The organism is Streptomyces sp. NPDC002619 (genome assembly GCF_042889305.1).
In the GTDB taxonomy this organism is placed as follows: domain Bacteria; phylum Actinomycetota; class Actinomycetes; order Streptomycetales; family Streptomycetaceae; genus Streptomyces.
Genome location: NZ_JBIAQV010000072.1, coordinates 1 through 23024, shown reverse-complemented (window position 1 = coordinate 23024; position 23024 = coordinate 1). Strand labels below are relative to the sequence as shown.

24 protein-coding genes and 6 pseudogenes are annotated in these 23024 nt (G+C 70.0%); 13 read left to right on the top strand and 17 right to left on the bottom strand.

The features are described from left to right. The 3 genes and pseudogenes from ACFYXB_RS42500 to ACFYXB_RS42490 all read left to right on the top strand — a co-directional run. A pseudogene (locus ACFYXB_RS42500) lies at nt 1-419 on the top strand (hypothetical protein); the annotation flags it as partial. A 76-nt stretch (nt 420-495) separates the two neighbouring features. Continuing rightward, nucleotides 496-816, top strand: coding sequence for a hypothetical protein (locus ACFYXB_RS42495; RefSeq protein ID WP_389590578.1), 321 nt, complete (start codon nt 496-498; stop codon nt 814-816). After that, the gene (locus tag ACFYXB_RS42490) at nt 816-1634 is read left to right on the top strand and encodes a hypothetical protein (RefSeq protein ID WP_389590577.1); all 819 of its coding nucleotides are present in this window, start codon (nt 816-818) and stop codon (nt 1632-1634) included. The genes ACFYXB_RS42495 and ACFYXB_RS42490 overlap by 1 nt, the downstream gene beginning before the upstream one ends. Before the next feature lie 102 nt (nt 1635-1736). On the opposite strand, the gene ACFYXB_RS42485 is transcribed toward ACFYXB_RS42490, so the two are convergent. Then, nucleotides 1737-2066, bottom strand: coding sequence for a hypothetical protein (locus tag ACFYXB_RS42485; protein WP_389590575.1), 330 nt, complete (start codon nt 2064-2066; stop codon nt 1737-1739). 502 nt (nt 2067-2568) lie between these two features. On the opposite strand from ACFYXB_RS42485, the gene ACFYXB_RS42480 reads away from it, so the two are divergent. Then, nucleotides 2569-4773 (top strand): recombinase family protein, encoded by a 2205-nt coding sequence (locus ACFYXB_RS42480; protein ID WP_389590574.1) that lies wholly within the window; start codon nt 2569-2571, stop codon nt 4771-4773. Here ACFYXB_RS42480 and ACFYXB_RS42475 read toward each other — a convergent pair. The 6 genes from ACFYXB_RS42475 to ACFYXB_RS42450 form a co-directional block, all read right to left on the bottom strand. After that, complete coding sequence (locus tag ACFYXB_RS42475) at nt 4692-5489, bottom strand: IS5 family transposase (RefSeq protein ID WP_389590582.1); 798 nt, start codon at nt 5487-5489, stop codon at nt 4692-4694. The genes ACFYXB_RS42480 and ACFYXB_RS42475 overlap by 82 nt on opposite strands. Nucleotides 5490-6187: 698 nt before the next feature. Beyond that, nucleotides 6188-6325: a hypothetical protein gene (locus tag ACFYXB_RS42470; protein ID WP_389590572.1), complete on the bottom strand. Its 138-nt coding sequence runs from the start codon at nt 6323-6325 to the stop codon at nt 6188-6190. Nucleotides 6326-6800: 475 nt separating this feature from the next. Then, nucleotides 6801-7304, bottom strand: a complete 504-nt coding sequence (locus tag ACFYXB_RS42465) for a hypothetical protein (RefSeq protein ID WP_389590571.1) — start codon at nt 7302-7304, stop codon at nt 6801-6803. A gap of 231 nt (nt 7305-7535) precedes the next feature. Continuing rightward, the gene (locus ACFYXB_RS42460; protein ID WP_389590570.1) at nt 7536-8549 is read right to left on the bottom strand and encodes an NAD(P)/FAD-dependent oxidoreductase; all 1014 of its coding nucleotides are present in this window, start codon (nt 8547-8549) and stop codon (nt 7536-7538) included. Then, entirely contained in the window at nt 8546-9079 is a 534-nt protein-coding gene (locus ACFYXB_RS42455) for an isoprenylcysteine carboxyl methyltransferase family protein (RefSeq protein WP_389590581.1), read from the bottom strand. The genes ACFYXB_RS42460 and ACFYXB_RS42455 overlap by 4 nt, the downstream gene beginning before the upstream one ends. A gap of 27 nt (nt 9080-9106) precedes the next feature. Next, the gene (locus ACFYXB_RS42450) at nt 9107-10165 is read right to left on the bottom strand and encodes a type III polyketide synthase (protein WP_389590569.1); all 1059 of its coding nucleotides are present in this window, start codon (nt 10163-10165) and stop codon (nt 9107-9109) included. Between the two features lie 149 nt (nt 10166-10314). Here ACFYXB_RS42450 and ACFYXB_RS42445 point away from each other — a divergent pair, with 149 nt between their 5' ends. Then, nucleotides 10315-11181 (top strand): UbiA family prenyltransferase, encoded by an 867-nt coding sequence (locus ACFYXB_RS42445; protein WP_389590567.1) that lies wholly within the window; start codon nt 10315-10317, stop codon nt 11179-11181. A 700-nt stretch (nt 11182-11881) separates the two neighbouring features. Here ACFYXB_RS42445 and ACFYXB_RS42440 read toward each other — a convergent pair. Continuing rightward, nucleotides 11882-12376 carry an SPW repeat protein gene (locus tag ACFYXB_RS42440; protein WP_389590566.1) on the bottom strand — a complete coding sequence of 165 codons (495 nt, stop codon included), beginning with the start codon at nt 12374-12376 and terminating at the stop codon, nt 11882-11884. Nucleotides 12377-12642: 266 nt separating this feature from the next. Between ACFYXB_RS42440 and ACFYXB_RS42435 the strand changes: the two genes are divergently transcribed. Beyond that, a protein-coding gene (locus tag ACFYXB_RS42435; protein ID WP_389590564.1) for an IS3 family transposase occupies nt 12643-13853 on the top strand; the annotation gives its coding sequence in 2 pieces (ribosomal slippage) (nt 12643-12937 and nt 12937-13853; 1212 coding nt in all). A 77-nt stretch (nt 13854-13930) separates the two neighbouring features. On the opposite strand, the gene ACFYXB_RS42430 is transcribed toward ACFYXB_RS42435, so the two are convergent. The 5 genes and pseudogenes from ACFYXB_RS42430 to ACFYXB_RS42410 all read right to left on the bottom strand — a co-directional run bounded on the left by ACFYXB_RS42430 (nt 13931) and on the right by ACFYXB_RS42410 (nt 15174). Next, complete coding sequence (locus ACFYXB_RS42430) at nt 13931-14323, bottom strand: hypothetical protein (protein WP_389590563.1); 393 nt, start codon at nt 14321-14323, stop codon at nt 13931-13933. A gap of 84 nt (nt 14324-14407) precedes the next feature. Then, nucleotides 14408-14563, bottom strand: coding sequence for a DUF6131 family protein (locus ACFYXB_RS42425; protein WP_389590562.1), 156 nt, complete (start codon nt 14561-14563; stop codon nt 14408-14410). A gap of 182 nt (nt 14564-14745) precedes the next feature. Then, a pseudogene (gene gvpJ, locus ACFYXB_RS42420) lies at nt 14746-14877 on the bottom strand (gas vesicle protein GvpJ); the annotation flags it as partial. Beyond that, the gene (locus ACFYXB_RS42415) at nt 14874-15044 is read right to left on the bottom strand and encodes a GvpL/GvpF family gas vesicle protein (RefSeq protein WP_389590561.1); all 171 of its coding nucleotides are present in this window, start codon (nt 15042-15044) and stop codon (nt 14874-14876) included. The gene ACFYXB_RS42415 and the pseudogene gvpJ, both read right to left, overlap by 4 nt. Next, a complete protein-coding gene (locus ACFYXB_RS42410) occupies nt 15022-15174 on the bottom strand; it encodes a hypothetical protein (protein ID WP_389590560.1) in 153 nt (50 codons plus the stop codon). The genes ACFYXB_RS42415 and ACFYXB_RS42410 overlap by 23 nt, the downstream gene beginning before the upstream one ends. A 799-nt stretch (nt 15175-15973) precedes the next feature. Here ACFYXB_RS42410 and ACFYXB_RS42405 point away from each other — a divergent pair. Both ACFYXB_RS42405 and ACFYXB_RS42400 read left to right on the top strand, forming a co-directional pair. Further along, complete coding sequence (locus ACFYXB_RS42405) at nt 15974-16573, top strand: carbonic anhydrase (RefSeq protein WP_389590580.1); 600 nt, start codon at nt 15974-15976, stop codon at nt 16571-16573. Nucleotides 16574-16680: 107 nt separating this feature from the next. Next, nucleotides 16681-17070 carry a hypothetical protein gene (locus tag ACFYXB_RS42400; protein ID WP_389590559.1) on the top strand — a complete coding sequence of 130 codons (390 nt, stop codon included), beginning with the start codon at nt 16681-16683 and terminating at the stop codon, nt 17068-17070. 226 nt (nt 17071-17296) lie between these two features. Here the strand turns inward: ACFYXB_RS42400 and ACFYXB_RS42395 are convergent, their stop codons facing one another. Further along, nucleotides 17297-17572 (bottom strand): hypothetical protein, encoded by a 276-nt coding sequence (locus ACFYXB_RS42395; protein ID WP_389590558.1) that lies wholly within the window; start codon nt 17570-17572, stop codon nt 17297-17299. 15 nt (nt 17573-17587) lie between these two features. Here ACFYXB_RS42395 and ACFYXB_RS42390 point away from each other — a divergent pair. The 3 genes and pseudogenes from ACFYXB_RS42390 to ACFYXB_RS42380 form a co-directional block, all read left to right on the top strand. Beyond that, a pseudogene (locus ACFYXB_RS42390) lies at nt 17588-17857 on the top strand (hypothetical protein); the annotation flags it as partial. Nucleotides 17858-18157: 300 nt separating this feature from the next. Further along, on the top strand, nt 18158-18619 hold the full coding sequence (locus tag ACFYXB_RS42385) for a hypothetical protein (protein WP_389590583.1): 462 nt from the start codon (nt 18158-18160) through the stop codon (nt 18617-18619). Between the two features lie 6 nt (nt 18620-18625). Next, nucleotides 18626-18796 (top strand): annotated as a pseudogene (locus tag ACFYXB_RS42380) (transposase); the annotation flags it as partial. Between the two features lie 89 nt (nt 18797-18885). On the opposite strand, the gene ACFYXB_RS42375 reads toward ACFYXB_RS42380, so the two are convergent. From ACFYXB_RS42375 to ACFYXB_RS42365, 3 genes are all read right to left on the bottom strand, one after another. After that, entirely contained in the window at nt 18886-19077 is a 192-nt protein-coding gene (locus ACFYXB_RS42375) for a DUF6381 family protein (protein WP_389590557.1), read from the bottom strand. Nucleotides 19078-19412: 335 nt separating this feature from the next. Beyond that, nucleotides 19413-20468 carry a fatty acid desaturase family protein gene (locus ACFYXB_RS42370; protein WP_389590555.1) on the bottom strand — a complete coding sequence of 352 codons (1056 nt, stop codon included), beginning with the start codon at nt 20466-20468 and terminating at the stop codon, nt 19413-19415. 58 nt (nt 20469-20526) lie between these two features. After that, a complete protein-coding gene (locus ACFYXB_RS42365; protein WP_389590554.1) occupies nt 20527-21621 on the bottom strand; it encodes a ferredoxin reductase in 1095 nt (364 codons plus the stop codon). 818 nt (nt 21622-22439) lie between these two features. Here ACFYXB_RS42365 and ACFYXB_RS42360 point away from each other — a divergent pair. Together ACFYXB_RS42360 and ACFYXB_RS42355 are read left to right on the top strand one after the other, a co-directional pair. Continuing rightward, nucleotides 22440-22625 (top strand): annotated as a pseudogene (locus tag ACFYXB_RS42360) (tryptophan-rich sensory protein); the annotation flags it as partial. Nucleotides 22626-22681: 56 nt separating this feature from the next. After that, nucleotides 22682-23024: pseudogene (locus ACFYXB_RS42355) on the top strand (IS3 family transposase); the annotation flags it as partial.

Genomic DNA, 23024 nt, shown 5'->3' with positions numbered 1-23024 from the left:
CGGAGCGACGCTGCGTCGCTCCGCAACGCAGGTCCAAGGACGGCATTCCCCACCCGGCTGAAGCCGGGCGTCCCCTGCCGAGAACAGGGATGGGGCGGCGTCTGGCGGCAGCGGTGCACGTGCTGCACCCGAAGTCGAACGAGTGGCTGATCCTGCAGCCCGGTGACGAGCCGGACGAGGACCTGGCCGAGGCCATCACCAACCCGGCCGCGTGGGAGCCCGACGAGGACGATGAAGAGAGCCTGGACGACGGCGGGGAGGGTGAGCCGCCCGTCGGCGGCGCCAACCCCGACCCAGCCCCGGAGCCCACACCGGCCCCGGCCCCGGAGCCCGCTCCTGCGGCCGAGCCGACGCCTGCGCCTGCGGCCGAGGCGAAGCCCGCTCGGGCCAAGACCCGCAAGCAGGCCGACGAGCAGTAATCCAGCCAGGCCCGGCCCAGCACCCCTATGTGGCGGGGGTGCCGGGCCGCACCGCTACCCCGGAAGGACCCCGCCCGTGGACCCCGCTGTCCTCGCCTGGCTCCTGGCCCAGCTCGGCCCGAGCACGGACCAGGCCGACCTGCAGACCCGCTACACCCGGCTCGGCTCGGCCAGGGCTGTCGCCTTGGAAGTGCTGTCCGAGCGGCGTGCCAAGCTGCTGCAGCTGACCGTCAACGGTGTCGCCACCCTCGACCAGTCCAACAACCTGACCGGCCTGGAACGGCAGATCGCCTCTGTGGAGGCTGCGACCGTGCCCGACGACACGGCCGGTGGGGACACCCTGGTCATCGCCCCCCTGCAGCCCGCTCACCGCCGGTACCACCACTGGCGGCGGTAGTGGCGAACGAGTTCCCGCCGCTGACACCCGGGGATGCGGCCACCGTGGCGGCGCGGGTCGCCGCAGTGCTCGAGGACGCCTGGCAGCGCCTCGCGGCCGAGCAGGCTGCTGTGATCGCGGCGATCGGTGACAACGGCCGCTCGCGGATGGTCGCCGACCGCCTCGCCCAGTTCCAGGCCGCCATCGTCGACTTCCAGCGGCGCGTGGATGCCGAAGCTCGCGCGTTCGTGGCCCGGCAGCTGCCCCACCTGTACGAGAAGGGGGCGCGCGCTGCGGACCGCGCCGCGGGCGGGCACTTCTCGTGGACGCTCATCCACCGCGAGGCCCTGCAGTCGCTGGCCTCGGACTCCTACGCCGACTTCCTGCGCCGCTCCGAGGAGGAGCAGCGCATGGCGGCCGCGTTCTACCGGGCGGTACGGGAGGCTGCACGCCGCGAGGTGCCGTTGCTGGCCTCGGGCCACACCACCGCCTTGCAGGCCGCGAAGGCGTTGGCGGACCGGCTGGCCGCCGAGCATCAGCTGACGACCGTGATCTACCGCAACGGGGCACGGGTGCCGGTGCAGGCGTGGGCGGAGTCGGCGACGCTCGCCAAGAGCGCGGTCGCCTACAACGCGGGCACCCTCAACCGTGCCCGTGAGTCGGGCGTGCAGTGGATGGAGGTGTTCGACGGCGCCGACTGTGGCTGGACCAGCCACAAGGATCCCGACAAGGCCACCGGCACGCTGCGCAGCGTGGAGGACGCCGCGGCGTGGCCGATCTCCCACCCGCGCTGCAGGCGCGCATTCGGGCCGCGCCCAGAGGTGGTTGCGCCAGGCTGAGGGTCAGGCGGCACCGAGGTGGCTGGCGAGCAAGGCTCACCCGCTTGCGCCGGGAGGACACGGTGGACTTCGTGGATCCTCGGTCGCCACCTAGGCCGTGTTTTAGAAGTCGGTGACCTGCTCGGTTGGCCGTTCGGGGAAGTGGCGGGCGGCCATCCAGATGGTGAGGTCGCGGGCGATGTCGTTGATGCTGGCCGAGGTGGTGACCTCGTGCTCGCGGCGGCCGGCATCGCGACGGACGACCTCGTAGCCACCTTCGTCCACTAAGGCCACCGAGGCGAACCAGATGGGGTCGTCCTCATCGGGCTGGACGACAACGAAAGTGTTGTCGGAGTCGTTGAGGTCGCTGATCATCATGAACAGCGCGTCCTCGGACGGGTCGTCGATGCGGTCGCCGTTCTCACTGTCAGCGCCGTAGTACCGGGCCCCCATCGGTGGTGTCTCCCCTCGCCCGCTCAACTGACTGCGGTCAGCATGGCATGCGAGGCCGACGCCCCAGGCCCGTCACAGCCATTCACCGATCACAGCGACCACGACGGTGGCCTCGAAACGGACCGCCAGTTTGTCGAACCTTGTGGCCACCGCACGATTTCGCTTGAGCCGGTTGATCCCGCACTCAAGGAGCAAGCCGCAGTGCTGACATAGGCGAAGGTTGGATGGGGAATGCCCCGGTCATAGGGGTTGATGCCCTGTTGGCGCTGGTTGGAACGGTCCGGCGGCTTCGGGAGGGACAGGGCGAGGCTGACGAGGGGGGTGGGTCGCGATGGCTGGAGAAGACACGGCCGTGCCCCCCAGTCCGGAACCGCGTCAGCGGGTCCGCCGAGGTGGGAGTCCTTCCCGGAGGTGAACCGGGTGGTGGTGCAGCGCTTACTGGGCCTGCTGGTGGAGCGGATGGCGACGGCGATGCCGCCCAAGGGCTCGGGCGGGGGTGTGGATGATGACGGCGGTGGGGCTGCCGTGGGAGCGCCTGGAGGGCAAGGTCCAGCCCTGGCACCGTGACCGGTTCGCGGCAGTGTATGTCCGGCAGTCCACTGCCGGGCAGGTGAAGGACCATCAGGAGTCCACGCGGCTGCAGTACGCCCTGGTCGAGCGGGCGGTCGCGTTGGGGTGGCCGTCGTCGCGGGTGCTGGTGATCGACGAGGATCTCGGGCACTCCGCGTCCGGGATCGATGCGCGGCCCGGCTTCCAACGCCTGGTCTCCGAGGTCGGGTTGGACCACGTGGGGATCGTGCTGGGCATCGAGATGTCCCGGCTGGCTCGTAGTGGCCGCGAGTGGCACCAACTCCTTGAACTGTGCGCCCTGGCGGGGGCTCTGCTCGGTGACCCGGACGGCGTCTATGACCCCAGCGATCACAACGACAGGCTGCTGCTGGGCCTGAAGGGAACGATCAGCGAGGCGGAACTGCATCTGATCAAGCAGCGGATGTGGTCCGGACGCCTGGCCAAGGCCCGGCGCGGGGAGTTGGCGGTGCCGCTGCCGATCGGCTTCGTGCGCCGGCCCTGCGGAGAAGTCGTCCTCGATCCCGACGAGCAGGTGCGTTCGGTGGTGCACCTGGTCTTCGAGTTGTTCGAGCGGTTCGGGACCATCAACGCGGTGTTGTGCTACCTGGTCGACAACCGCATCCAGATCGGAGTGCGGCTGCGGCAGGGGCCAGAGCGCGGGGAGTTGGAGTGGCGCCGTCCCAATCGGGTCGTGCTGCAGAACATGCTCCGCAATCCGGCTTACGCTGGAATCTACGTCTACGGCCGCAGCCGGCTCGACCCGCGGCGTCGCCAGGCGGGGCGGCCGTGCACAGGCGGGGTGCGCACCAGCCGCGAGGAGTGGTTCGTGCACCTGCCGGGCCTGCTGCCCGCCTACATCAGTGTCGAACAGCACGAGCGGAACCTTCAGCGGATGGACGCCAACCGGTCCCGGGCCCAGAGCCTCGGCGCGGTGCGCGACGGCACCGCGCTGCTGGCCGGGCTGGTGGTCTGCGGGCGCTGCGACACGAGGATGACCGTGCGCTACCAGCGCGGCGCGGGCGGCAAGCTGCACCCATCGTATGTGTGCGCCCGTGCCAAGAGCGACTACGGACAGCAGACGTGCCAGCAGTTGGCCGGCGGCTGCGTCGACGCCCACGTCACGGCCCTGCTGCTGCAGGCGATGGCACCAGCCGCGCTGGAGGTCTCCCTCGCCGCGGCCGAACAGGCCGAGGCCCAACGGTCGCGGGTGGACCGGATCTGGCGCCAGCGCCTGGAACGCGCCGATTACGCCGCCGACCGCGCCCGGCGCCAGTACCAACTCGCCGAGCCCGAGAACCGCCTGGTGGTCCGCCAGTTGGAGAAGGACTGGGAACAGGCCCTGCAAGAGCGGCAGACGCTCGGCGAGGAGTACGACCGCTTCCTCGCTGCTCGTCCCCGCACCCTCAGCGCCGCCGAGCGGACCCAGATCCGGGCCCTGGCCGAAGACATCCCCGGCATCTGGCACGCGCCCACCACCACCGACGCGGACCGCAAGCAGCTGATCCGGCAGCTGGTCGAGCAGGTCCGCATCGAGGTGATCGGCATCAGCGAGCTGGTGAACGTGCAGGTCCGCTGGGCGGGCGGGCACGTGACCGACGCGCGCGTGGTCCGGCCCGTGGCCAGCTTGACCCAGCTCAGCTACTACCCTCGCCTCCGCGCCCGCGCGGCCGAACTGGTCGAGGTCGGCTGCACCACCGCGCAGATCGCCGAGCACCTCAATGCCGAGGGCTTCCGTCCGCCCAAGCGCTGCGAGTCCTTCACCAAAAACGCCGTCGTCGACCTGCTGCGGGCCCTGGGCATCCAGCGCTCTCGCACCCCCAACCGCCACCGTCCCGACCTGGATGAACACCAGTGGTGGCTCCGCGATCTCGCCGGGCACCTGGGCATGTCCGAGATCACCCTCGACTCCTGGGTGCGGCGCGGCTGGGCCACCGGTTACCTGCACCCCCAGGCCCGATTGACGGTCGTCCGCGCCGACCCGGCGGAGGTCGAACGCCTACGAGCCCTGCATCAGATCCCGCGGAGCCAGCACACCAGACGGCCCTGGCTGAACAATCAGGCCGCCGCGGCCGACACCAGGACCGAAGCAACACGACAGGAAGGAGCCGACGGCGATGGAACCGAGCCGCGGGTATGACAGCACTGCGGCTTGCATCTCTCGACCGCGTGCCGGGCCTTGTAGTCCTCCCGGTCGAAGGCCGGCGGCCTCCCGCCCGCCGCCCCGCGTCGCTTGCGGTTCCGGACCTGGTCGGCCGGCTCCGGAATCGTGCAGCGGATCCCGCGCTTTCGCAGGTAGGCCCGGTTCGCGCGGGACGAATACGCCTTGTCGCCCCGCACCCGCAGGGGGCAGACGCGGGGACGTCCCGGCCCAAGACGAGGTACCCGTATGCCCTCCAGGACGGCCGTGAACTGCGGGCTGTCACCGCGCTGCCCAGCGGTGACCAGCAGCGACAAAGGCCGCTGCTTTTGCTCGCACGCGAGATGGATCTTGGTGCTGAAGCCTCCACGGGACCGGCCCAGACCGTGGTCTTCGGGCTCGGCGCGGGTCCCGCCCGGCGGCTCCTTCTGGGTGTGACCGTCGCGGCGGGCGCCCGCCGCGTGCTGATGGGCCCGGCAGACCGTGGAGTCGACGTTGACCTCCCACGTGATCAGCCCAGCCGCATCTGCCCGGGCCTGCAGCCCGGTCAGTAACTCCTGCCAGACGCCGCCTCGCTGCCAGCGGCGGAAGAGGCCGTAGACCGTCTGCCATGGACCGTACTCCGCCGGAAGATCCCGCCACGGAGCACCGGTCCGCACCCGCCAGCGGATCCCATCGATCAACTTTCGTCGACACGCTGCCGGCCTGCCCAGCACCGCCACCGGCAACAACGGCTCCAGTACAGCCCACTGCTCGTCAGAAAGGTTCCCTCGCCCCACACCAAGATCATCACGATGCGGGACGAGGAGCGGAGCCCATTTTCAAAACACGGCCTAGTCCAGCGGTGCCAGGCCATGCTGGGCCAGCTGCCGTTGATGATGGCGTCGGGCCGGTGAGGGGACGTACCGGACCTGCCGCAATTGGCAGTTCGCGTGGTGGCTGCGAACCAACCGAGACGCACCCGACGCACCGCCACCCGGCCAGCTGCCGCCGCCCGACCCGGACGCACCCGAGCAGCTGACCTTCCTGTAGCGGCAACGGCCCGGCGACCACGTCAGGTCGCCGGGCCAGCCCGGGCGTACTGTCGAATGCGTGAGCGACAGCAGCAACCCGATTCCCGAGCCGGTACCGGCCCGCCCGTGGCGCTCGTCGGACGGGCCGGCACCGAAGGTCACGACGTACCCGCGGGTCGGCGGCCCCGTGCTCGAAGTGTGGTCGCACGGCGCACGGCGGTGGGTGGGCACCCGTCACAGCACGGCAGGACTGGGCGGACGCCCGCGTCGTCTACCAGGTGTCTGTACGCCTGAGCGACACCACCGGGGGGACGCGTCGCCTCTACCAGTGGCCGCAGCCAGGCCTACGGCTAGCAGCCCGGCCCACGGCACAGACCAACGGTGACGGGTGGCCTACTCCTCTACGGCGCCGACTCCGGTTCGGTTAGCGCCTGTACGGCGGGTAGGGCGCCGGGTTGCGGGCGATTCTCGGTCTGGTCGGCGAACTCCTCGGCCATGGCGCTGCTGACCGTGGGCTGGAAGCGAGGTCTCGCGGCCACCGAACCGGCCCATCTCCTCCGCGCCGAGGCCCGGCCGCGGACCCGGACATGGCGGCCGTCCCCAAGGAGGCGTCCGTGGAGCCGCTCCCACCGTGCCCGGTTCGCGCAGCCTTTGGGGCCTCACATGGCCACAAGCTATATATGGGCCGGGAGCCGACCGCGGGAGGAGCAACGGAAGTACCGCACTGCCATCCGGCGGCGCTGTTGCGGGTTCGGACGTCAGAAGGCGTCCGGCGGCGAACTGGTCGGCGATCAAACGCCAGGCGAGGGCCGGTACCGCATCAGGCACACCCACTCTTCATCCGTGAGCCGGGACGGGCCCTTGTAATGATTGCTGCCCTGGCTGTTGAACAACCCACACTCGACGAAGGACCCCTCGTTTGTGAGCACTGGATCACTTCGCAAGTCGTCTCGACTCACAACAGCCTCGTCGTTGTCCTGAGTCACGACTGTCGTCCACCATTGCCCGTCCTTCTCAAAGGGCTTGGTAGAGATGACCTCCCCCCCGCACGACCAATACCTGTCGGCGCGCCTTGTAGTCCGCCTTCCACAGCAGGAACGGCTCCCCCGGTTGCGGCGCCTTATCGCCTCGGAAGTGTTGGGCCATCGACCAAGGGAACTCGCGCCCGCGGATACCGAGGTGCGCCGGGACCGTCCCTCGACGGGATGGCCCCGGCAGGCTGGCGGCGCGGAAGGATCCGTGGCCTGTTGAGCTGACCGCGCCGAGCCATGGCCAGCACCGGGTTGGCGAGCGGATGTAGTGCTTGGCTTCAAAACGGGCGACTACGGCCTTGTCGGTCAACCAGTACAACCAGAGCTCGGCGGGAAGTCGGATGGGCGTCGGGTGACCGAGGAGCGAGAGCTGTTCCGGCCGGCCGGTCAGGACGGCAGCGCAGACGTCCTCCGGACGATACGAGCCGTCGGCATGGACAAAGTCGCCGTTCCCTGGATGATGCTGGAGGAAGCTGCTGCCCAGCACGCGGTGAAGTACCAGGGGAAGCACGCGGCGGCAGGCCAGGCGATGGAGGCAGTCTCACAGCTCATGCCCTGGGAACTGGACGCGACGCTCGGCCGTGCAACGTCGACCGCATCCGGGAGCACTGGCGTGAGGCGTACGGGGCCATTGCGTGCAGCCCCGCTGCACCACCCTCATGGCGAGCGCTAGGCCCGTCATTACGACGGGCGTACGAGGGGGCGCTCGGCCAGGCCGCTACTGCAGTGCGTGGACCGCGGCTGAGAACGCCAGGGGCATCCGGGACGCTGCGGGGACGATGAGGCGGGCGGTGCTGGGACGGCGGCTCGCGGTCAGCAGAGCTCCGGTCAGCAGCCGGTGGCGCCGGGTCAGCTGTACCCAGGCGCGCTCGTACGGGTCCGGTCGCCCGGCGGCCAGGCAGCGGACGGCGGCCCCGGCCGTCGCCAGCGCGAGGGCGATGCCCTCGCCGGTGAGGGCATCAAGGTAGCCCGCGGCGTCGCCGACGAGCAGGACACGGCCGGCGGTTCTGCGCCGCACCCGCTGCAGCAGAGGCCCGGCGCCGCGTACCTTCGTCGCGGCCGGGCCGCGCAGCGACGCGGTGAGGGCCGGGAAGCCGGCCAGGTGATCGTCGTAGCCGCGACGGCTGCGGCTGAGGACAGCGACGCCCACCAGGTCGTCGCCGACCGGTGTCACGTAGGCCTCGCCATGCCCGGACCAGTGGACCTCCACAAAGTCCGTCCACGGCTCGGCGCGGTAGTGCCGGCGCAGTCCGTAGCGGCCATGGGGGCGGCCTGGCAGTTCCAGCCCCAGGCTGCGGCGCACCGGGGAGTGCAGGCCGTCGGCAGCGATCAGCCAACGGGCCGTGATTCCGGCGGCGGTGACCGTGTCCGTGCTCTGGTGCACGTCGCCCACCTTGCCCGGCAGTATCTGCACGCCGAGGGCGAGCGCGCGTTCGTGCAGTGCGGAGTGCAGCGTTGGACGGCGGATCCCCAGCCCACTCCGGTCGCGGAAAGACGCTTCGGCGCGGGAGTGGCCGTCCACGTAGCGGATGCCGCGCAGTTCGCGGCCGGTGACCTCGACGCCCAGGGCTCGCAGCGCGGCGACGCCGCTGGGCATGATGCCTTCTCCGCAGGCCTTGTCGACGGGCGCGGTCCGGGGTTCGACGACGGCGGCTTCCAGGCCGGCGAGCGCGGCGTGGATGGCCGCGGCCAGACCGGCCGGTCCGCCGCCGGCCACCAGGACGTCGATCACGCCGGAGCGGTCGTGGTCGAGGTGGTCGCTGCGGCCAGCGCACGGTTCTCGCAGCGGATGCGCACGGTGAGCAGGGCGGCATTGAGTACCGTGAACACGGCCGCGGTGAACCAGGCGGTGTGCACCAGTGGCAGGGCCACGCCCTCGGCGACGACGGCCACATAATTCGGATGCCGCAGCAGACGGTAGGGGCCGCTCGTCACCAGCGGCAGGCCGGGTACGACCATCACCCGGGTGTTCCAACGGGGTCCCAGGGTCCCGATGCACCACCACCGCAACGCCTGGGCGCCTGCCAGCGCGGCCAGCATGGGCCAGGCCAGGGCGGGTACGAAGGGCCGGTCGGCCAGCCACACTTCGGCCGGGCAGCCGACCAGCAGGCCGGTGTGAAGGGCGACCATCGCCGGGTAGTGGCCCTGCCCGGTCACGATCGCGCCGCGGGCGGTGCTCCACCGCTCGTTGCGGCGGGCGACGACGAGTTCGGCGACGCGTTCGGCGGCGACGGCGGCCACCAGTAGTCCGTACCAGATCATTTGTCCCATGTCCTTCGACGGTCCGCACTACCAGCGCAGCAGGACGAGTTCGCAAGAGAAGCCGGGCCCCATCGCCAGCAACACACCTGGCGTGCCCGGCGGCGGGCGGCGTTCGGCCAGGGTGTCGCGCAGTACGTGGAGCACCGATGACGAGGACAGGTTGCCCACGTCGGCCAGGTGACGCCAGGTCACATCGAGCGCGTCGTCGGGCAGGTCGAGGGCTTCGGTGACGGCCTGAAGGACCTTGGGGCCACCCGGGTGGCACACCCAGGCAGTTACGTCCTTCGGCTTCAGGCCGTGGTCGCCGAGGAACCCCTCGACGTCATCGGCGAGGTAGCGGCGTACGACGTCGGGGACCTTCGGGTCGAGGACGACCTGGAAGCCGGAGCTCTTGACGTCCCATCCCATGACGCGCTCGGTGTCCGGATACAGATGGCTGCGGGTGTCCACGATCGTCGGGCCGGAAGTCTCGTCCGGGCGGTCCGCGCCGCACGCGACGACCGCGGCGGCGCCATCACCGAACAGCCCGGTGGCAACCAGGTTGGCCATGGAAGCGTCGTTGCGCTGGAACGTGAGCGAGCACAGTTCTACCGACAGCAGCACCGCCACGTGGTCGGGCCGGCCCAGCAGGTAGTCGTGCATACGGGCCAGGCCGGCGGCGCCGCCGGCGCAGCCCAGACCGAAGAGGGGCAGTCTTTTGAGGTCCGGCCGCAGTCCGAGGCGGCCTGCCAGCCGTGCGTCGATCGAGGGGGTGGCGATGCCGGTGACAGAGGTGAAGATCAGCAGGTCCACGTCGGCGGCGGACAGACCGGCCATGTGCAGCGCGTCTCGGACGGCCTTGGCGCCCAGGTCGGTGGCGGCGGCGATGAAGACGTCATTGGTGGCGCCGAATCCGTCCAGCTCCTCGTACCGTTCCAGCGGCAGCGTCATGTGGCGCGAGCGGACCTTCGCGCTGCGGTGCAGCCGGTCCAGGACCCGGCGGTCGGTGCCCTCGGGCAGGCAGGTGAGGGCCACCATGTCGGTGATCTCGGACTGGGTGCGACGGTGCGGTGCGAGGGCACCGTGAACGGCGGCGATCCGCGTCATATGGTTCCCGTCTGGCTATCGACTGGGGTGAGTTGCTCTGCACGTGTTCCCCGGACCCGGGCCTCGACACCATGGATCGCCCGTCCGGCCGTTAACCCCGGGGCGCGTGCTCCAGCCGGGTGGGGCCCGGGGCACCTACGATCGGCCGGATGGGCACTCCTGAGCAGTCGACGGCCGACGGCGCGGCCGCGAGTTGGGCCAGCCGGCTGGGTGGCCTGGCCGGGTCGTGCCACCCCGGGCCTGTCGTGGCGGTCACCGGCTTGATGGTTGCGCTGGCCATGACTGCCGGCCAGGGCGCCGCGCGTTGTGTCCTGACCGCAGCCGCCGTTCTGACCGGGCAGTTGTCCGTCGGCTGGTGCAACGACGCGTTCGACGCGCGCCGGGACATCGCCGCCGGCCGCCGTGGCAAACCCGTCGTCGACGGCGCGGTGGGTGTGACGGAGGTGTGGGTGGCGGCGTATGCCGCGCTGGCGCTGTGCGTGCCGCTGTCGTTCGCCTGTGGCCTGTGGGCGGGCGTCGTTCACCTGGCCGGAGTGGCGGCGGCGTGGGCGTACGACCTGCGGCTCAAGGCGACTGCATGGTCCTGGGCGCCGTACGCGGTGGGTTTCGCCGCGCTCCCGACGTTCGTGGCGCTGGGGCTCCCGGGGCAGCCGTGGCCGGCCTGGTGGGTTGTCACCGCTGGGGCGCTACTGGGGGTCGGAGCCCATCTGGGCGATGCACTGCCGGATATCCGCGGGGATCTGGCGACGGGCGTACGGGGATTTCCGCACCGGGTGGGACCGGACGGCACGCGGCTGCTGCTGCCGGTTCCGCTGGTGACCGCGTCCGCGGTCCTGGCGCTGGGGCCCGCCGGACCACCCGGCAGATGGGGAGTGGCGGCACTCGCGGTGGCCGGCCTGGTTGCGGTGGCGGGGACCATGGTGGGACGCCGCTGGGGGCAGGCGGCGTTCGCGGCAGCGGTCGCCGTGGCGGTGGTAGATGTGGCGTTGCTGCTGCGCGGCACCGGGATCGCCTGACCGTTCCGCCTCGCCGACCGGCTCACACCGTACGAAACCCGCGAGCGGAAGCGGGAGTTTCCCGACCTCTGGTGCGGTTGCCGTCAGCTCGCGAGTGCTGTTCCCAGTCGTGACCACGTCGCGGTTCGTCTGGCCCGTCGGCCCGCCGTACCGAGCAGGACCAAGGTGCGATGTCGGCGAAACCCAGTGCGTCGGCCAGCTCCTCCGGGTCCAGCCCGCCGGGCGACGTGGCAGCTCCTAACGCACACACGCCTCGTCGGAGACGGGGCAACCTGGAAGTGGGCATGTCTGGGCTGCACGTCCCACGTCTGCTGTCCGGCATCCCTACACGCCTGTGTCCATATGACAGTGGATCACTGGACAACACCGCGGGCACGAATACTGGGAGGCGAATTCTGATGGATATCTTATGGGCCTAACAAGGCTCGTGTGCGCAGGGGCCCTGGTCAAGGAGGGGCGAGGGCCCCTGCGTGCACGCTCGGTGAGCCGCCAGGAGCGAGGACGCGACTGACCGTGCCAGTGGGTGGTCAGATTTCCGTGCGAGGTCACCCTGACGGCGGTGTCCAGGGGGCTGCCGTCAGGACTTTCTGGGAGAGGCCATAGCAGACATTTTGGTGCTGAGCTGCTGGCGGCATGTGAGGCCGCCAGGAGGCGGAGGGGGTGCGGTCCTCCTGGCGGCGTTCCCGGCGCGGTCGAAGGGTCAGCGGTCGTCGCGTCCCTGGTACATGGTGCGCCGGTCGTTGGGGTTGCCGGTGCTGAGGCGGCGGTTGTCGGCGCGGCCGCGGGCGGCGGAGGCGGCGGCGAGCGCGAGGAGGGTGGCGATGGCGCCGGTGATGAGGTTGCTGGTGATGGAGCGGGTGTGGGCGACGTCGCCTGCGACGACCCAGGGGGCGACGCAGGTCCAGATGCCGATGGCGGCGGCGGCCCAGGCCATGGAGTGGGTGCGCTCGTAGGAGCTGCCGAGGCCGCCCAGGAGCAGCATGTAGGCGATGCCGGCGATGAGGTTGGTGACGGCGAGGGTGGTGAAGCCGTTGAAGCCGACTATCCACGGGGACGCGGCGAGGTACAGGCCGGTGATGAGCGCGAGGGCCTCGATCATCTGGGCGCGTGGGGTGGCGGCGGCGAGGTCGTGCCGGGCGCGCAGTTCCATCAGGTCGGGGTGTTCTTCGATGGGCGCGTGATGGGTTGACGCCATGATGGCCTCCAAGGGAGAGATATTCACCCACGATCTACCCCCGTAAAGCCGACATAAATACTCAAACAGGGTATATCTCTGGTTGTGGGGGCGCGCGCCGGTGCCGGATGTGACCGCTGACGCCAGCCGCCCGCGCGGATGGTGGGTCAGCTGATCCGCACACCGGTGCCCACGACCAGATAAGCATTACGGGCCCTGACCCCGGGTTTTGGACACCAGGGACACTTGGGTCTTGATGGTCCGGGTGGATATGGAGTCCCGCACAGATGGCTATGAAGCACTACCCCGCCGAGTTCAAGGCGGACGCGGTCGCGTTGTACCGCTCAAGGCCGGGAGCGACGATCAAGTCGGTCGCCACCGATCTCGGTGTGAACACCGAGACGCTGCGCAACTGGATCCGGGCCGCTGACGGACGGCGCCCCCGAGCGCACTCTGCGCCGCGTGCCGAGGCTCCGGCCAAGGTCCCGGGCCCGGTGGAAGCAGAGCTCGCCGCCGCGCGGAAGACGATCCGCGAGCTGGAGGAGGAACGCGACATTCTCCGCAAGGCTGCCCGGTATTTCGCCGGGGAGACGCGCTGGTGACCCGCTGCCAGTTCGTCGCCGACCACCAGCGCCGCTACGGCGTCAAGCGGCTGTGCACCATCATCGGGATCGCCCGGTCCAGCTTCTACTACTGGCGCAGGACCGCGCCCGCGCGGGCCGCCCGGCAGGCCGCCGACGACCAACTCGCGCGGCGGATACGGGCCGTGCACACCGAGTCGGACGGCACCTACGGAATCCCGCGCATCACCGCCGAACTCCGCGACGACGGCGAGCACATCAACCACAAGCGAGTCGCCCGCGTCATGCGGACCATCGGGCTTGCCGGCCTGCGCCTGCGCAAGAAGCACCGCACCACGATCCCGGACCCGGCCGCCATGAAGGCCGCGGACCTGATCGGACGCGACGTCACCGCCGAGCATCCGAACGCCAAGTACGTCGGTGACATCACTTACTTGCCCGTGAGCGGCGCGAAGCCGCTCTACCCGGCGACGGTCATCGATCTGTGCTCACGCCGCCTGGCGGGCTGGGCGATCGCCGACCATATGCGGGCCGAACTCGTCGTCGATGCCCTGGCGGCGGCCGAGCGGACCTGCGGCAGTCTCGACGGCGCGATTTTTCACTGCGACCACGGTTCGCAATATACGAGTGCCGCGTTCGCCGACGCCTGCGAACGAGCCGGCGTGAGAAGGAGTATGAGCGCGGTCGGCAGCAGCGCGGACAACGCCGCCGCGGAGAGCTGGAACGCGTCCATGAAGAGGGAGACACTCAAGGGCGCGAAGGCATGGCCCACCGCTCGCCACGCGCGGCTCGCGGCGTTCCGCTGGGCCAGCCGCTACAACACCCGACGCCGGCACTCCCGCCCCGGACAACGCTCCCCGATCGCCTACCAGAACGCGCTCTTCGCACCCACAACTACACTTCCCGAAACCGCATAACCCCGCCTCCAACATCCGGGGTCAGGGCCCGTCCAGTGGGTGTCGGGGACGTCGTAGGTCTCGACGAGATGCGAAGGTCAGCGGGCCTTGCGGCTGCCGGGCGGGTCCTGAGGGTCGACGCCGGTGGAGGCGGATGCGTCCCTGGTTCCGCTGGGACGTTGGGAGCGGCCCTTGGGGCCGGTGTCGTGCATGCCCTTCTCGTCACTGCGGGCCTTGCTCTGTTCTTCTCCGCGGTGGCTCGTGCTCTTCACGGGCGTGCCGTGCGGATTCCCGGCCTCCTCTTGGGAGACCTTGCGCCCGGGGCCCTTGTCGGGAGCGTGCTGGTCGGGGTGGAACGAGCGGTGGGCGCTCGGGTTGTCCTGTTGGCGGGTCTCGTCGACGTCCGGAGACCAGCCGTGCTGCTGGGTGCCCTTGTGCCGGCTGGGGCCCTCACCGTGCGGGGGCTGAGATGACTTCGGCTGCTTGGCCATGGCCTGGCCTGCCTTCCTTTCCTGCACTGGGGACGGACTGTGTGAGCTCTACGGATTGCGGAGCTCCCTGTGCCGATGCGATTGCTACCAGTAGTGCTTGCGTCCGCCGACGCCGTGGCCGAGGGCGCCCACGATCCACAGAATGGCTCCGATGACGACGAGGATCACGCCGATGGTCCACAGGATGCTGATTCCAGCGACGAAGCCGATGACGAGCAGAATGATGCCGAGGACGATCATGGTGTCCTCCGATTTCGCTGTGGTGCCTCTTCCAGAGTAGGCACATCCGCGGCCCCAACGCGCTGTCGTCCACAAGGGACGGGCGTTTGCCGAGGCGGGCTGGTCCAGGCGCGGGGCAGATGTGGGTCTTGCCAGGAGGCCGGCGCGACGGGAAGGACGGGCCAGTGGCGGTCGTGCACCGCTTCTGCGATGGACAGTACGACGTCACCGGTTAGGACGACCCCACCGCTCAGAAGTCGGTCCAACAGATCGATGAGAGCGACCTGCCGCTGAGGCAGGCGCTCTGCTTCGGGCGGAGGGCCAGGTGTGATCACGGGGGTGCTCCCTCTGCGGCACCGCCGGATTCACCGAGTGGCATGACGAAGGAGTACGGAGCCCAGGGGCCGGTCGCCTCGACCCGCACCCCGTCCAGCCCGTCAGCGGCGTGCGTCACGTCGGCCAGGAACTCGTCGCAGCACTCAGCGGCAAAGGTACGCGTCATTGACGACGTTCTCGCCGGCGGCGCCGTCGGCGAGAAGACCCTGCTGTACGCGGTGCCGGACACGGTCGGAGGCGTACTTGCGGCCCGCGGCCTCCACCCGCTCGGCGGCCTTCTGAGCCGCCTGGTACACGGTGTCGCGAACACCCTGCTGTTGCTGGCGGGTATCAGACGAAGCTGTAGGGGCAGGGGGCCGTTGAGCCGGAAGTCGAAGTCGTCGCCCATCTGGTGGGCGACGCTCAACTCCGAAGTGAGGAACGCCTCTTCCTGGTCCACGATCACCAGGAACGACACGTTGAGAAAGTCCGAAACCAGTCAGCTGGGACGATTCCAGCTTCCGGGCGAAGGGGCGCAGTGCTTCGACGACACCCGCCGCCAGCGCCTCCTGCCGTGCCTGTACCTCTTGGGCGACCAGCTCACGAGTCGCAGCGATGCGTCGGGGTAGTACCTGGCCGGGAGTGCGTCTGCCGGACGGGCGCGGCGATCAGGTGGTCGCAGGTCAGCCTTCTTCCGCCTCTGGCGCCGTGCTGCTGCGTTGTGTCAGGTGACCAGCAGGCGGTCCCCCGTGGTCTACCTGATCACGGGGGAGCACGCCGACGAACGGGCCACCGGCCCGCCCGCGACCGCATGATCGCGCGCCCATCAGGGGCGATCACCGGCCCCCCGTCCGGCCGACATCTGCAAGCAGGGCCCTGATCGTTGTGCCGGTGTGGATGATGAGCGCCTGGCCGTATAGGGCCGGCCAGCTCGGGGGCGGTTTGAGGACGCAGGTGGAGGACGCGCGCTTGCCCGGCGCCTGGGCGTGACGGCGAAACCATCAGCGTCCGCCTGCCCGGCGACCGGCGGGCAGGCTGGTGCGATAGCGAGTGCGGGCTCGTAGGCTGCCGACATGACAAAGATCCAGGCCCCCCAGCCCCCGCGAAGCGTTCGAGCTGCTGCTGTCCGGTAACCAGCCTTTTACCGCGGGCGCCCCCGAGCACCCGAATCAGGATGCCGCCCGCCGCGCCGAGACCGCCCCCGTCCAACGCCCCTTCGCAGTGCTGTTCGGATGCTCCGACTCCCGGCTGGCCGCCGAGATCATTTTCGACCGTGGCCTGGGGGACCTGTTCGTGGTCCGTGCCGCGGGCCACGTGGCCGGGCCGGAAATGTTGGGCAGCATCGAGTACGGGATTCAGGTGCTCAACTGCCCGCTGGTGGTGGTCCTCGGTCACGACTCCTGTGGCGCGGTCGGCGCTGCGTGCGCCGCTCTGCAGGACGGAATGGCCCCGGCCGGCTACATCCGGGACGTCGTCGAGCGTGTCAGCCCCAGCGTGCTGGCGGCGCGGGCCGCCGGACATACCGAGCCGGACGAGATCCTCGCCGAGCACGTACGGCACACCGTCGACCTGCTGCTGGACCGCTCCCGACTCCTCGCCGAGAAGGTCGCCGCCGGCCAGGTGGCCGTGGTGGGCCTGTGCTATCGCCTCGCCGACGGCAGCGCACAACTCGTCGCAGCCCGCGGCCTCGAACCCTCTCTCACCACCACACCCTGACCAGCCATCGACGAAGGACCAGAACCTGCACTGCCACAGCGCCCCCGCCGGTGGCGACGCGTCGGCCCCGCGCCGCCACGCCATCTGGTCCTGACACGATGCTCCCCATGCAACCGCTGCCCACGCCGTGCCCCGCCGGCCTGATCCCCGATGCCACGGGCCTGGACGCTTCAACGCCCCGTAAGGCAGCAAAGCAGCAACGTGCCGTATTCGTCGCCGTCGAGCGCCAAGCCGACCGCTGGACGGTCAAGGCCGACGCGCTCACCGCCCCGCAACACGCCGTCGACACCACGGTCTACGACGCCATCCGCACCGCGGTCATCCAGCTCATCCGCTCCCGCGAGATCCGACCCGACTCCTCCGCCGGACCCGTCTACTTCGTCCTGTACGACGTGGGAAGCGAGCACAGGGCCCGCGAACTCGCCGCCGCGCTTCACGCGGCCCTCTACGCAGACCTCGGCCCACTGGCCCAAGCTGTACCCGACACGTCTGGCTGACCGCAGCACCACACGCCCAAAGGACGGGCCCTCGGTGCCGGGCAGGTATCAGAGACCCGTCCCGCACAAGTGCCGCGGGAGACGTGCACGTGCCCCCCGGTTCAACGTAGGGGGGTGCCGACCTCGCCGTCCGCGGACACGCCCATGTGGGGTGGGGCCCGCCGCTCTTCTCGCCTCCCCACGGGAGGCCGCGCGGCTTGTGCTGCGGCGGTACGGTCGCGTGTCGTCAGCCGGCTTTGTGCTGTTCGCGGATTTCGTGGACGGTGGCGTTGAGGGTACCGTCCTGCTGTTCGTAGTGGGAGAGAGCGAGTCCGAGGCCGAAGAAGGTGGGGGCCCATTCGCCGACAAAGAGACCCCACCGGTCGGCGCGGGCGAGTCCGAGGCCGGGTTCGAGTTGAAGCGAGGTGGCCCAGGCGGCGACGCTGAGGCCGATGGATGCCATACCAGCCAGGTAGGCATGTTCGCTGCGGATGCCCGTGTCGTGCATTGATTTGATGATCATGACCTGCTCCGTTCGATGGATGGCTGTCCCTGGACGAAGTTCCCAGACCGACATGTTCTATTCAGGCTTTTTTCGTGTATGTCGCTTTCTGTGCAGGCTCGTAGGCTGCCTTCTCGGGGCTTGTCGCGGAGGTTTGCCATGCCCCGGACCGTCCGGAGTGGCGCCATCAGCTTTGGCCTGGTCACGGTGCCGATTCACGTCGTGAATGCCACCGAAGATCACTCGATCCGTTTCCGTCAGGTGGACCTCGACGACATGGCCCCGGTCCGCGTCCGCAAGTACTGCGAGCTGGAGGGCCTCGAGGTCACGCAAGGAGAGATCAGGAAGGGCTACCCGCTCGGTAAGAAACGATCGATCCGGTGCTCGACGGGGCGCTGCGCCAGACGCCGCTACCGACAGGCCCCTCAGCCTGCGCAACGCCGAACTCGAAGCGGACAGTGCCGCCCTGCGCGAGCACCTCCACCAGTCCGACGGCACGCTCTCCTCCCTTCCAGTGACGTTCTGAACCGCGGGCCCCGTCCCTTACCTGTGATCCGCGCTGACACCAGGTCAACTCTTCGCGAGGTGATTGAGGTCATCGGTTCCATGAAAAGCCGCTCCCTGCCTCGCAGTTCGGCCTCCCGGCACCTGCTCCGTCCCGTTGTCGAGCTTCTCGACAAGCGCATCGAGCGGCAGGTCCACTCCGCGGTCGCCCGGTCACAGTCGGAGAACGGAGAGCTCAAGCGCGACATCCAGGTGCTGGGACAGCATCGGTACACCTTCGACCTGCTGGTCGGCCCCCGCGCCCGCGGCATCTCCCGGATAGTCGTGCCCGGCGCCATGGACCGTCTCCAGGCCGAGGTCGCGGCGCTGGGCGGCGGCGACCGCCAGGCGGCCGAGCGCAACGTCGCCGCGGCCTTCCGGCTGCTGGTCGCGCTGGAGTCGCTGGGCGTGGGCCGGATCGCGGGCGGCACCATGAACATTCGCGGCAAGCTCGGCTCGATACCGCTGCTCGACCCGCCGAACGACGAGATCCTGGAGATCGCACGCCGGTCGACGAGCACGTGAGCCGGCGGCGCGAAGACCGGGCCCTCCCCGGTGGACCGAGGCAGGACGGGCAGCAAGCACCACGTGATCGTCGAAGCGCACGGCATCCCGCTCGCGGCCACGCTGACCGGCGGAAACCGACATGACGTTACCCAGCTCATGCCGCTGGTCGGCGCCGTGGCCGCCGTCAAGAGCATTGCCGACGGTGGCGCAGACATAAAGGACCGGCCGGTGGCCTCGCGCGCGGAAAGTCGCAGAGCAGCCCCCGGCCGGTGCAGGTGGGGCTGTTACACCATGGGTTCGATGTCCCCGCCGCCCGTGCCGCCTTGCTGCTCGCTCTGCTCCTTGAGCCGGCGGGCCTTCTCCTTCAGCCGCTGACGCTCATCCGGGTCAGTGGCACGCTCCGCGGCCTTTTCCATCTCCTGCGCCTGCTGCCGCATCTGCTGGGCACGACCGCCGGACTCACCTGCAACGCTCATGATCACTCCTCGGGTGACGGGGAAAGAGCGGGCCACACCAGCGAAACAGCGCCCCCGCTCCCGCGCATCTCGACCGCTCACCCACCGTTATCTTCGAGGGAGTTCGCGGTGGCCGTCGATGAGGTCTTGGTCGGGCTCGCGGTGGCATCATGCAAGGCCCGGCGCAAGACCTGCTGGAGGTACCCACGGCGGCGGAAATTCGCGTGTGGCTGCCCTCCGCGGCAGGCCAAGGTCCCCGTCTCAGTTGGTGGCTGCGAGCTGGGGTTTCGTGGTTGCTCGGTGGCGCACGGGCGACGCGTCCTTATGCGTCGGCGAACCGGCTGGTACGGGGGGTGCTACGGGATCGCCATGCGCCAGATGCGGGCCCAGGTGGAGGCGTACTGGCGCGGCAGCGGGCCGGTGGTGTACGGGATGCCGTACTTCTCGCACAGCTTGCGCACTCGGGGAGCGATCTCGGCATAGCGGTTGCTGGGCAGGTCGGGGAAGAGGTGGTGCTCGATCTGGTGGCTGAGGTTGCCGGTGAGGATGTGCAGGACAGGGCCGCCGTCGATGTTCGCCGAGCCGAGTGCCTGCCGTACGTACCACTCGCCGCGCGACTCGCCCTCGATCTCGTCCTCGGTGAAGGATTCCGCGCCGACGGGGAAATGGCCGCAGAAGATGACGGTGTGCGCCCAGATGTTGCGGGTCACATTGGCGGTGAGGTTGCCGAGCAGGCAGGGCAGGGCGGACGGGCCGGCCAGCAGCGGGAAGAGGACGTAGTCCTTGGTGCACTGCCATGCCGCCTTGCGGGCCATCCCGGCGAGGTCTCCCAGGAACGCGCGCACGGACTTGCGGCCCTGGACGACGGCCTCGGGCTCCAGGTCGTACAGCGCGATGGCCCACTCGAAGAGCGGTGCCAGCAAAGGCCCGCCGTAGAGGGGCTGGAGGAGATGGACGGGGTGCCAGGGCTGGTCTGCGCTCATCCGCATGGCCACGTAGCCCAGGTCCCGGTCGCGGCCCACCACGTTGGTCCAGGTGTGGTGCAGGTCGTTGTGGGTGTGCTTCCAGGCGGCGGCCGGTGTGGGGAAGTCCCATTCCCAGGTGGTGGAGTGGATGGCCGGGTCGCGCATCCAGTCCCACTGGCCGTGCAGGATGTTGTGGCCCAGCTCCATGTTCTCCAGAATCTTGGCGGTGGTGAGCATCGCCGTCCCGGCCAGCCAGGCGGGCGGCAGCAGGGAGACGGCCAGTGCGGCCCGGCCGCCGGCTTCCAGGGCGCGGTGCACGGTGATGAGGGTACGGATGTAGCGGGCGTCCTCGGCGCCGCGCTCGGCCAGCACGTCGGCGCGGATGTGGTCCAGTTCCTGCCCGAAGGCGTCGGCTTCGGGCGGCGCGAGAGCAAGCGCAGCGGCCACTGGTTCTCCCTTCATAAGGCTCGAGGCTCGACAAGCCTCGAGGCTCGACAGGTGGTCTCTACAGGTCGATGTGCACGGGTCCGCAGGCGGCCGACACGCAGGTCTGGATCACATCGCCCGGCTCGCCGTGTATGTCGCCGGTCCGCAGGTCACGGACCTGGCCGGCGGACAGCGGGCTGAGGCAGCTGTGGCAGATGCCCATACGGCAGCCGCTGGGCATGACGACACCCGCCGCCTCGCCGACGTCCAGCAGGGGCGTGGCGGGGGCGGCGTCTGTCTCGACACCGCTGCGGGTGAAGCGCACCCGCCCGCCGTGCCCGCCCGATCCACTGCCCGGCACGGCCGGTGACGGCGGCCGGAACCGCTCCAGGTGCAGCCGGTGCCGGGCATCCGCGTCGCGCCAGGCCCGCTCGGCGAACGCGAGCAGCCCTTCCGGCCCGCAGGCCCAGCTCTCGCGCTTCTCCCAGTCAGGGCACAGAGCGCCCAGGCGTACCCGATCCAGCCGCCCTTCCCGGCGGGTGTGGTGTTCGTACAGCGTGAACCAGCTCTCTCGGGCGGCCATCACACGCAGCTCACCGCCGAAGACGACCCGGTCGGCGTCCGGCGCGCTGTGCACCAGCACGGTGTCCGGGCGGCGGCCCGTGCGCCCGGCGAGCGCGCGCAGCATAGCCACCACGGGAGTGATGCCGATGCCGCCGGTCAGGAACAGCAGGCGCGCGGGCGGCGGGCCGGGCAGCACGAAATCCCCCTGGACAGGACCGAGGCGCAGGGTCTCCCCGAGCCGGACCCGGTGGGCCAGATGCGGGGACACCTGCCCGTCCGGGACCGCCCGTACGGTGATCGCGAAACGCCCGGAGCCGTCCGGCGGGGTCGTGATCGAGTACGTCCGCCAGTGCAGTGCGCCGTCGATGCCCACTCCCACCGGCACGTACTGCCCGACCGCGCGATGCCCCGACCAACCACGCCCCGCCCGCACCACGAGCGTCGTCGCGTCCGCCGTCTCCGCCCTTACCACCTCCAACCGGCCTGCCGGCCCCCTGGCCGACCACAGCGGATCGACGACGGCCAGAAAGTCGTCAGGCAGCAACGGGGTGGTCAGCCGCCCGGCGCCCTGCCAGACGGTCCGCGCCAGGTGCTGGAGCACACCGACCATTCCGGCTCTCCGTTCCTCGGCACTCTCCGATCTCCTACGCTCACGCAGCCGTGGACGACCGGCAAGCCGGGTTGCTCCTTCCCTGACCCGTATGACCCCAGGCGCGAGCCGGCCGCTGCCCGCCCACATGCCTCGCGACGCCGCTGTGAACACGCCGCGCAACGCACTGCGCACCCCGGCCACGGCTTGCCAAGCCCTCGTCCCCGACGCCCCCGCCGCGAGCCGCCGGCATGTCCAGCTCGGCACAGAGGCCGCGACGGCGGGAAGCACCGGGGTGGCGGTGACCGGGAGTGCGAACTCCCAGTCACCGCTCCCGGGCGGCTGAGAGCACCTGTGTCACCCCTCCCTCCCGGCAGCGCGGGGCACAGCCGACGCGGGTGCCTTACGAAACCGCTGAGCACCGGCCGGTGCCACCGTGCCGCCTGACGCTGCACGGCCCCGGAGCAACAGGTCCGGTCGCTGTGCGACGCCCGGTCTGCGGGTGATCCGCACAGCTCGGGCAGCGGGCTGGTGCCGGTGGCGATGAGGCTCTGCACATCCACCAGGGACAACATCCCCTCCCCGGACCGGATTTCCCCGACGGACGGTACGAAGCGGCCACCGCCCGACAGCGCGATTCCAACGGACAGGCACCATGCCGAACGATCACCTGCTAGCGATCACGCCCCCGACCAGCCTGAGCGCCCCGCTACCGACCCACGCCAGCCCCATGACCTGCGAAATCAGGATGGACCAAGCTCATTGGCACTGCGGCAACCGACACCCGCAGCACGTGGTATCAGCGGCTGTCCAAGCCTCGCTGGTAGCCACCGCCGTGGGCCTTCGGCGCCACGTGGACACCTCTGTACGCAAGCATCGCCTGGTCTGGAGGTCGAGCCTGGAGCCAGGCCGACGACTGGGAACGCATTGAATTAGCGACCGCGCTGGCAGTGAACCTTTCGCTGAACGCCGCCTGGAGCTGGCTGTTCTTCGCCGCCCGCACCCTCTCTGTCAGCCTCTGGTGAGACGCCCCGCTTCGGCGGGTTAGCCTGAGAGGGCACGACAGGAGAACCACCCCCTCATGACCAGCACCAAGCCCGCCGGATCCGACCCGGCCCCCCGGCCGAAGCGCCGCACTTTCAGCCCCGAGTACAAGCTGCGGATCGTGGCCGAGTACGACGCCGCTCCCAAGAACGAGAAAGGCGCGATCCTGCGCCGCGAGCGCCTGTACCACTCGCACGTGAAGGAGTGGCGGGCCGCGCGGGATGCCGGGGCCCTGGAGAAGCTGGTCGACAAGCGCACCGGCCCGGCTCGGCCGAAGAAGTCTGCTGCCGAGGCGGAGAACGAGAAACTGCGCCGCCAGGTGGAGCGTCTGGAGAAGGAACTGGCGCGGAACAAGGCCGCGTTGGAGGTCATGGGAAAAG

What these genes read in the sequence shown, in the direction of transcription:
- ACFYXB_RS42365 (WP_389590554.1), bottom strand. Translation starts at nt 21,621, where the DNA reads ATGGTCGGTGTGCTCCAGCACCTGGCGCGGACCGTCTGGCAGGGCGCC.
- ACFYXB_RS42485 (WP_389590575.1), bottom strand. Translation starts at nt 2,066, where the DNA reads ATGGGGGCCCGGTACTACGGCGCTGACAGTGAGAACGGCGACCGCATC.
- ACFYXB_RS42440 (WP_389590566.1), bottom strand. Translation starts at nt 12,376, where the DNA reads ATGGCGTCAACCCATCACGCGCCCATCGAAGAACACCCCGACCTGATG.
- ACFYXB_RS42400 (WP_389590559.1), top strand. Translation starts at nt 16,681, where the DNA reads ATGCAACCGCTGCCCACGCCGTGCCCCGCCGGCCTGATCCCCGATGCC.
- ACFYXB_RS42445 (WP_389590567.1), top strand. Translation starts at nt 10,315, where the DNA reads ATGGGCACTCCTGAGCAGTCGACGGCCGACGGCGCGGCCGCGAGTTGG.
- ACFYXB_RS42415 (WP_389590561.1), bottom strand. Translation starts at nt 15,044, where the DNA reads ATGACGCGTACCTTTGCCGCTGAGTGCTGCGACGAGTTCCTGGCCGAC.
- ACFYXB_RS42480 (WP_389590574.1), top strand. Translation starts at nt 2,569, where the DNA reads ATGATGACGGCGGTGGGGCTGCCGTGGGAGCGCCTGGAGGGCAAGGTC.
- ACFYXB_RS42455 (WP_389590581.1), bottom strand. Translation starts at nt 9,079, where the DNA reads ATGATCTGGTACGGACTACTGGTGGCCGCCGTCGCCGCCGAACGCGTC.
- ACFYXB_RS42425 (WP_389590562.1), bottom strand. Translation starts at nt 14,563, where the DNA reads ATGATCGTCCTCGGCATCATTCTGCTCGTCATCGGCTTCGTCGCTGGA.
- ACFYXB_RS42395 (WP_389590558.1), bottom strand. Translation starts at nt 17,572, where the DNA reads ATGATCATCAAATCAATGCACGACACGGGCATCCGCAGCGAACATGCC.
- ACFYXB_RS42385 (WP_389590583.1), top strand. Translation starts at nt 18,158, where the DNA reads ATGAAAAGCCGCTCCCTGCCTCGCAGTTCGGCCTCCCGGCACCTGCTC.
- ACFYXB_RS42375 (WP_389590557.1), bottom strand. Translation starts at nt 19,077, where the DNA reads ATGAGCGTTGCAGGTGAGTCCGGCGGTCGTGCCCAGCAGATGCGGCAG.
- ACFYXB_RS42450 (WP_389590569.1), bottom strand. Translation starts at nt 10,165, where the DNA reads ATGACGCGGATCGCCGCCGTTCACGGTGCCCTCGCACCGCACCGTCGC.
- ACFYXB_RS42430 (WP_389590563.1), bottom strand. Translation starts at nt 14,323, where the DNA reads ATGGCCAAGCAGCCGAAGTCATCTCAGCCCCCGCACGGTGAGGGCCCC.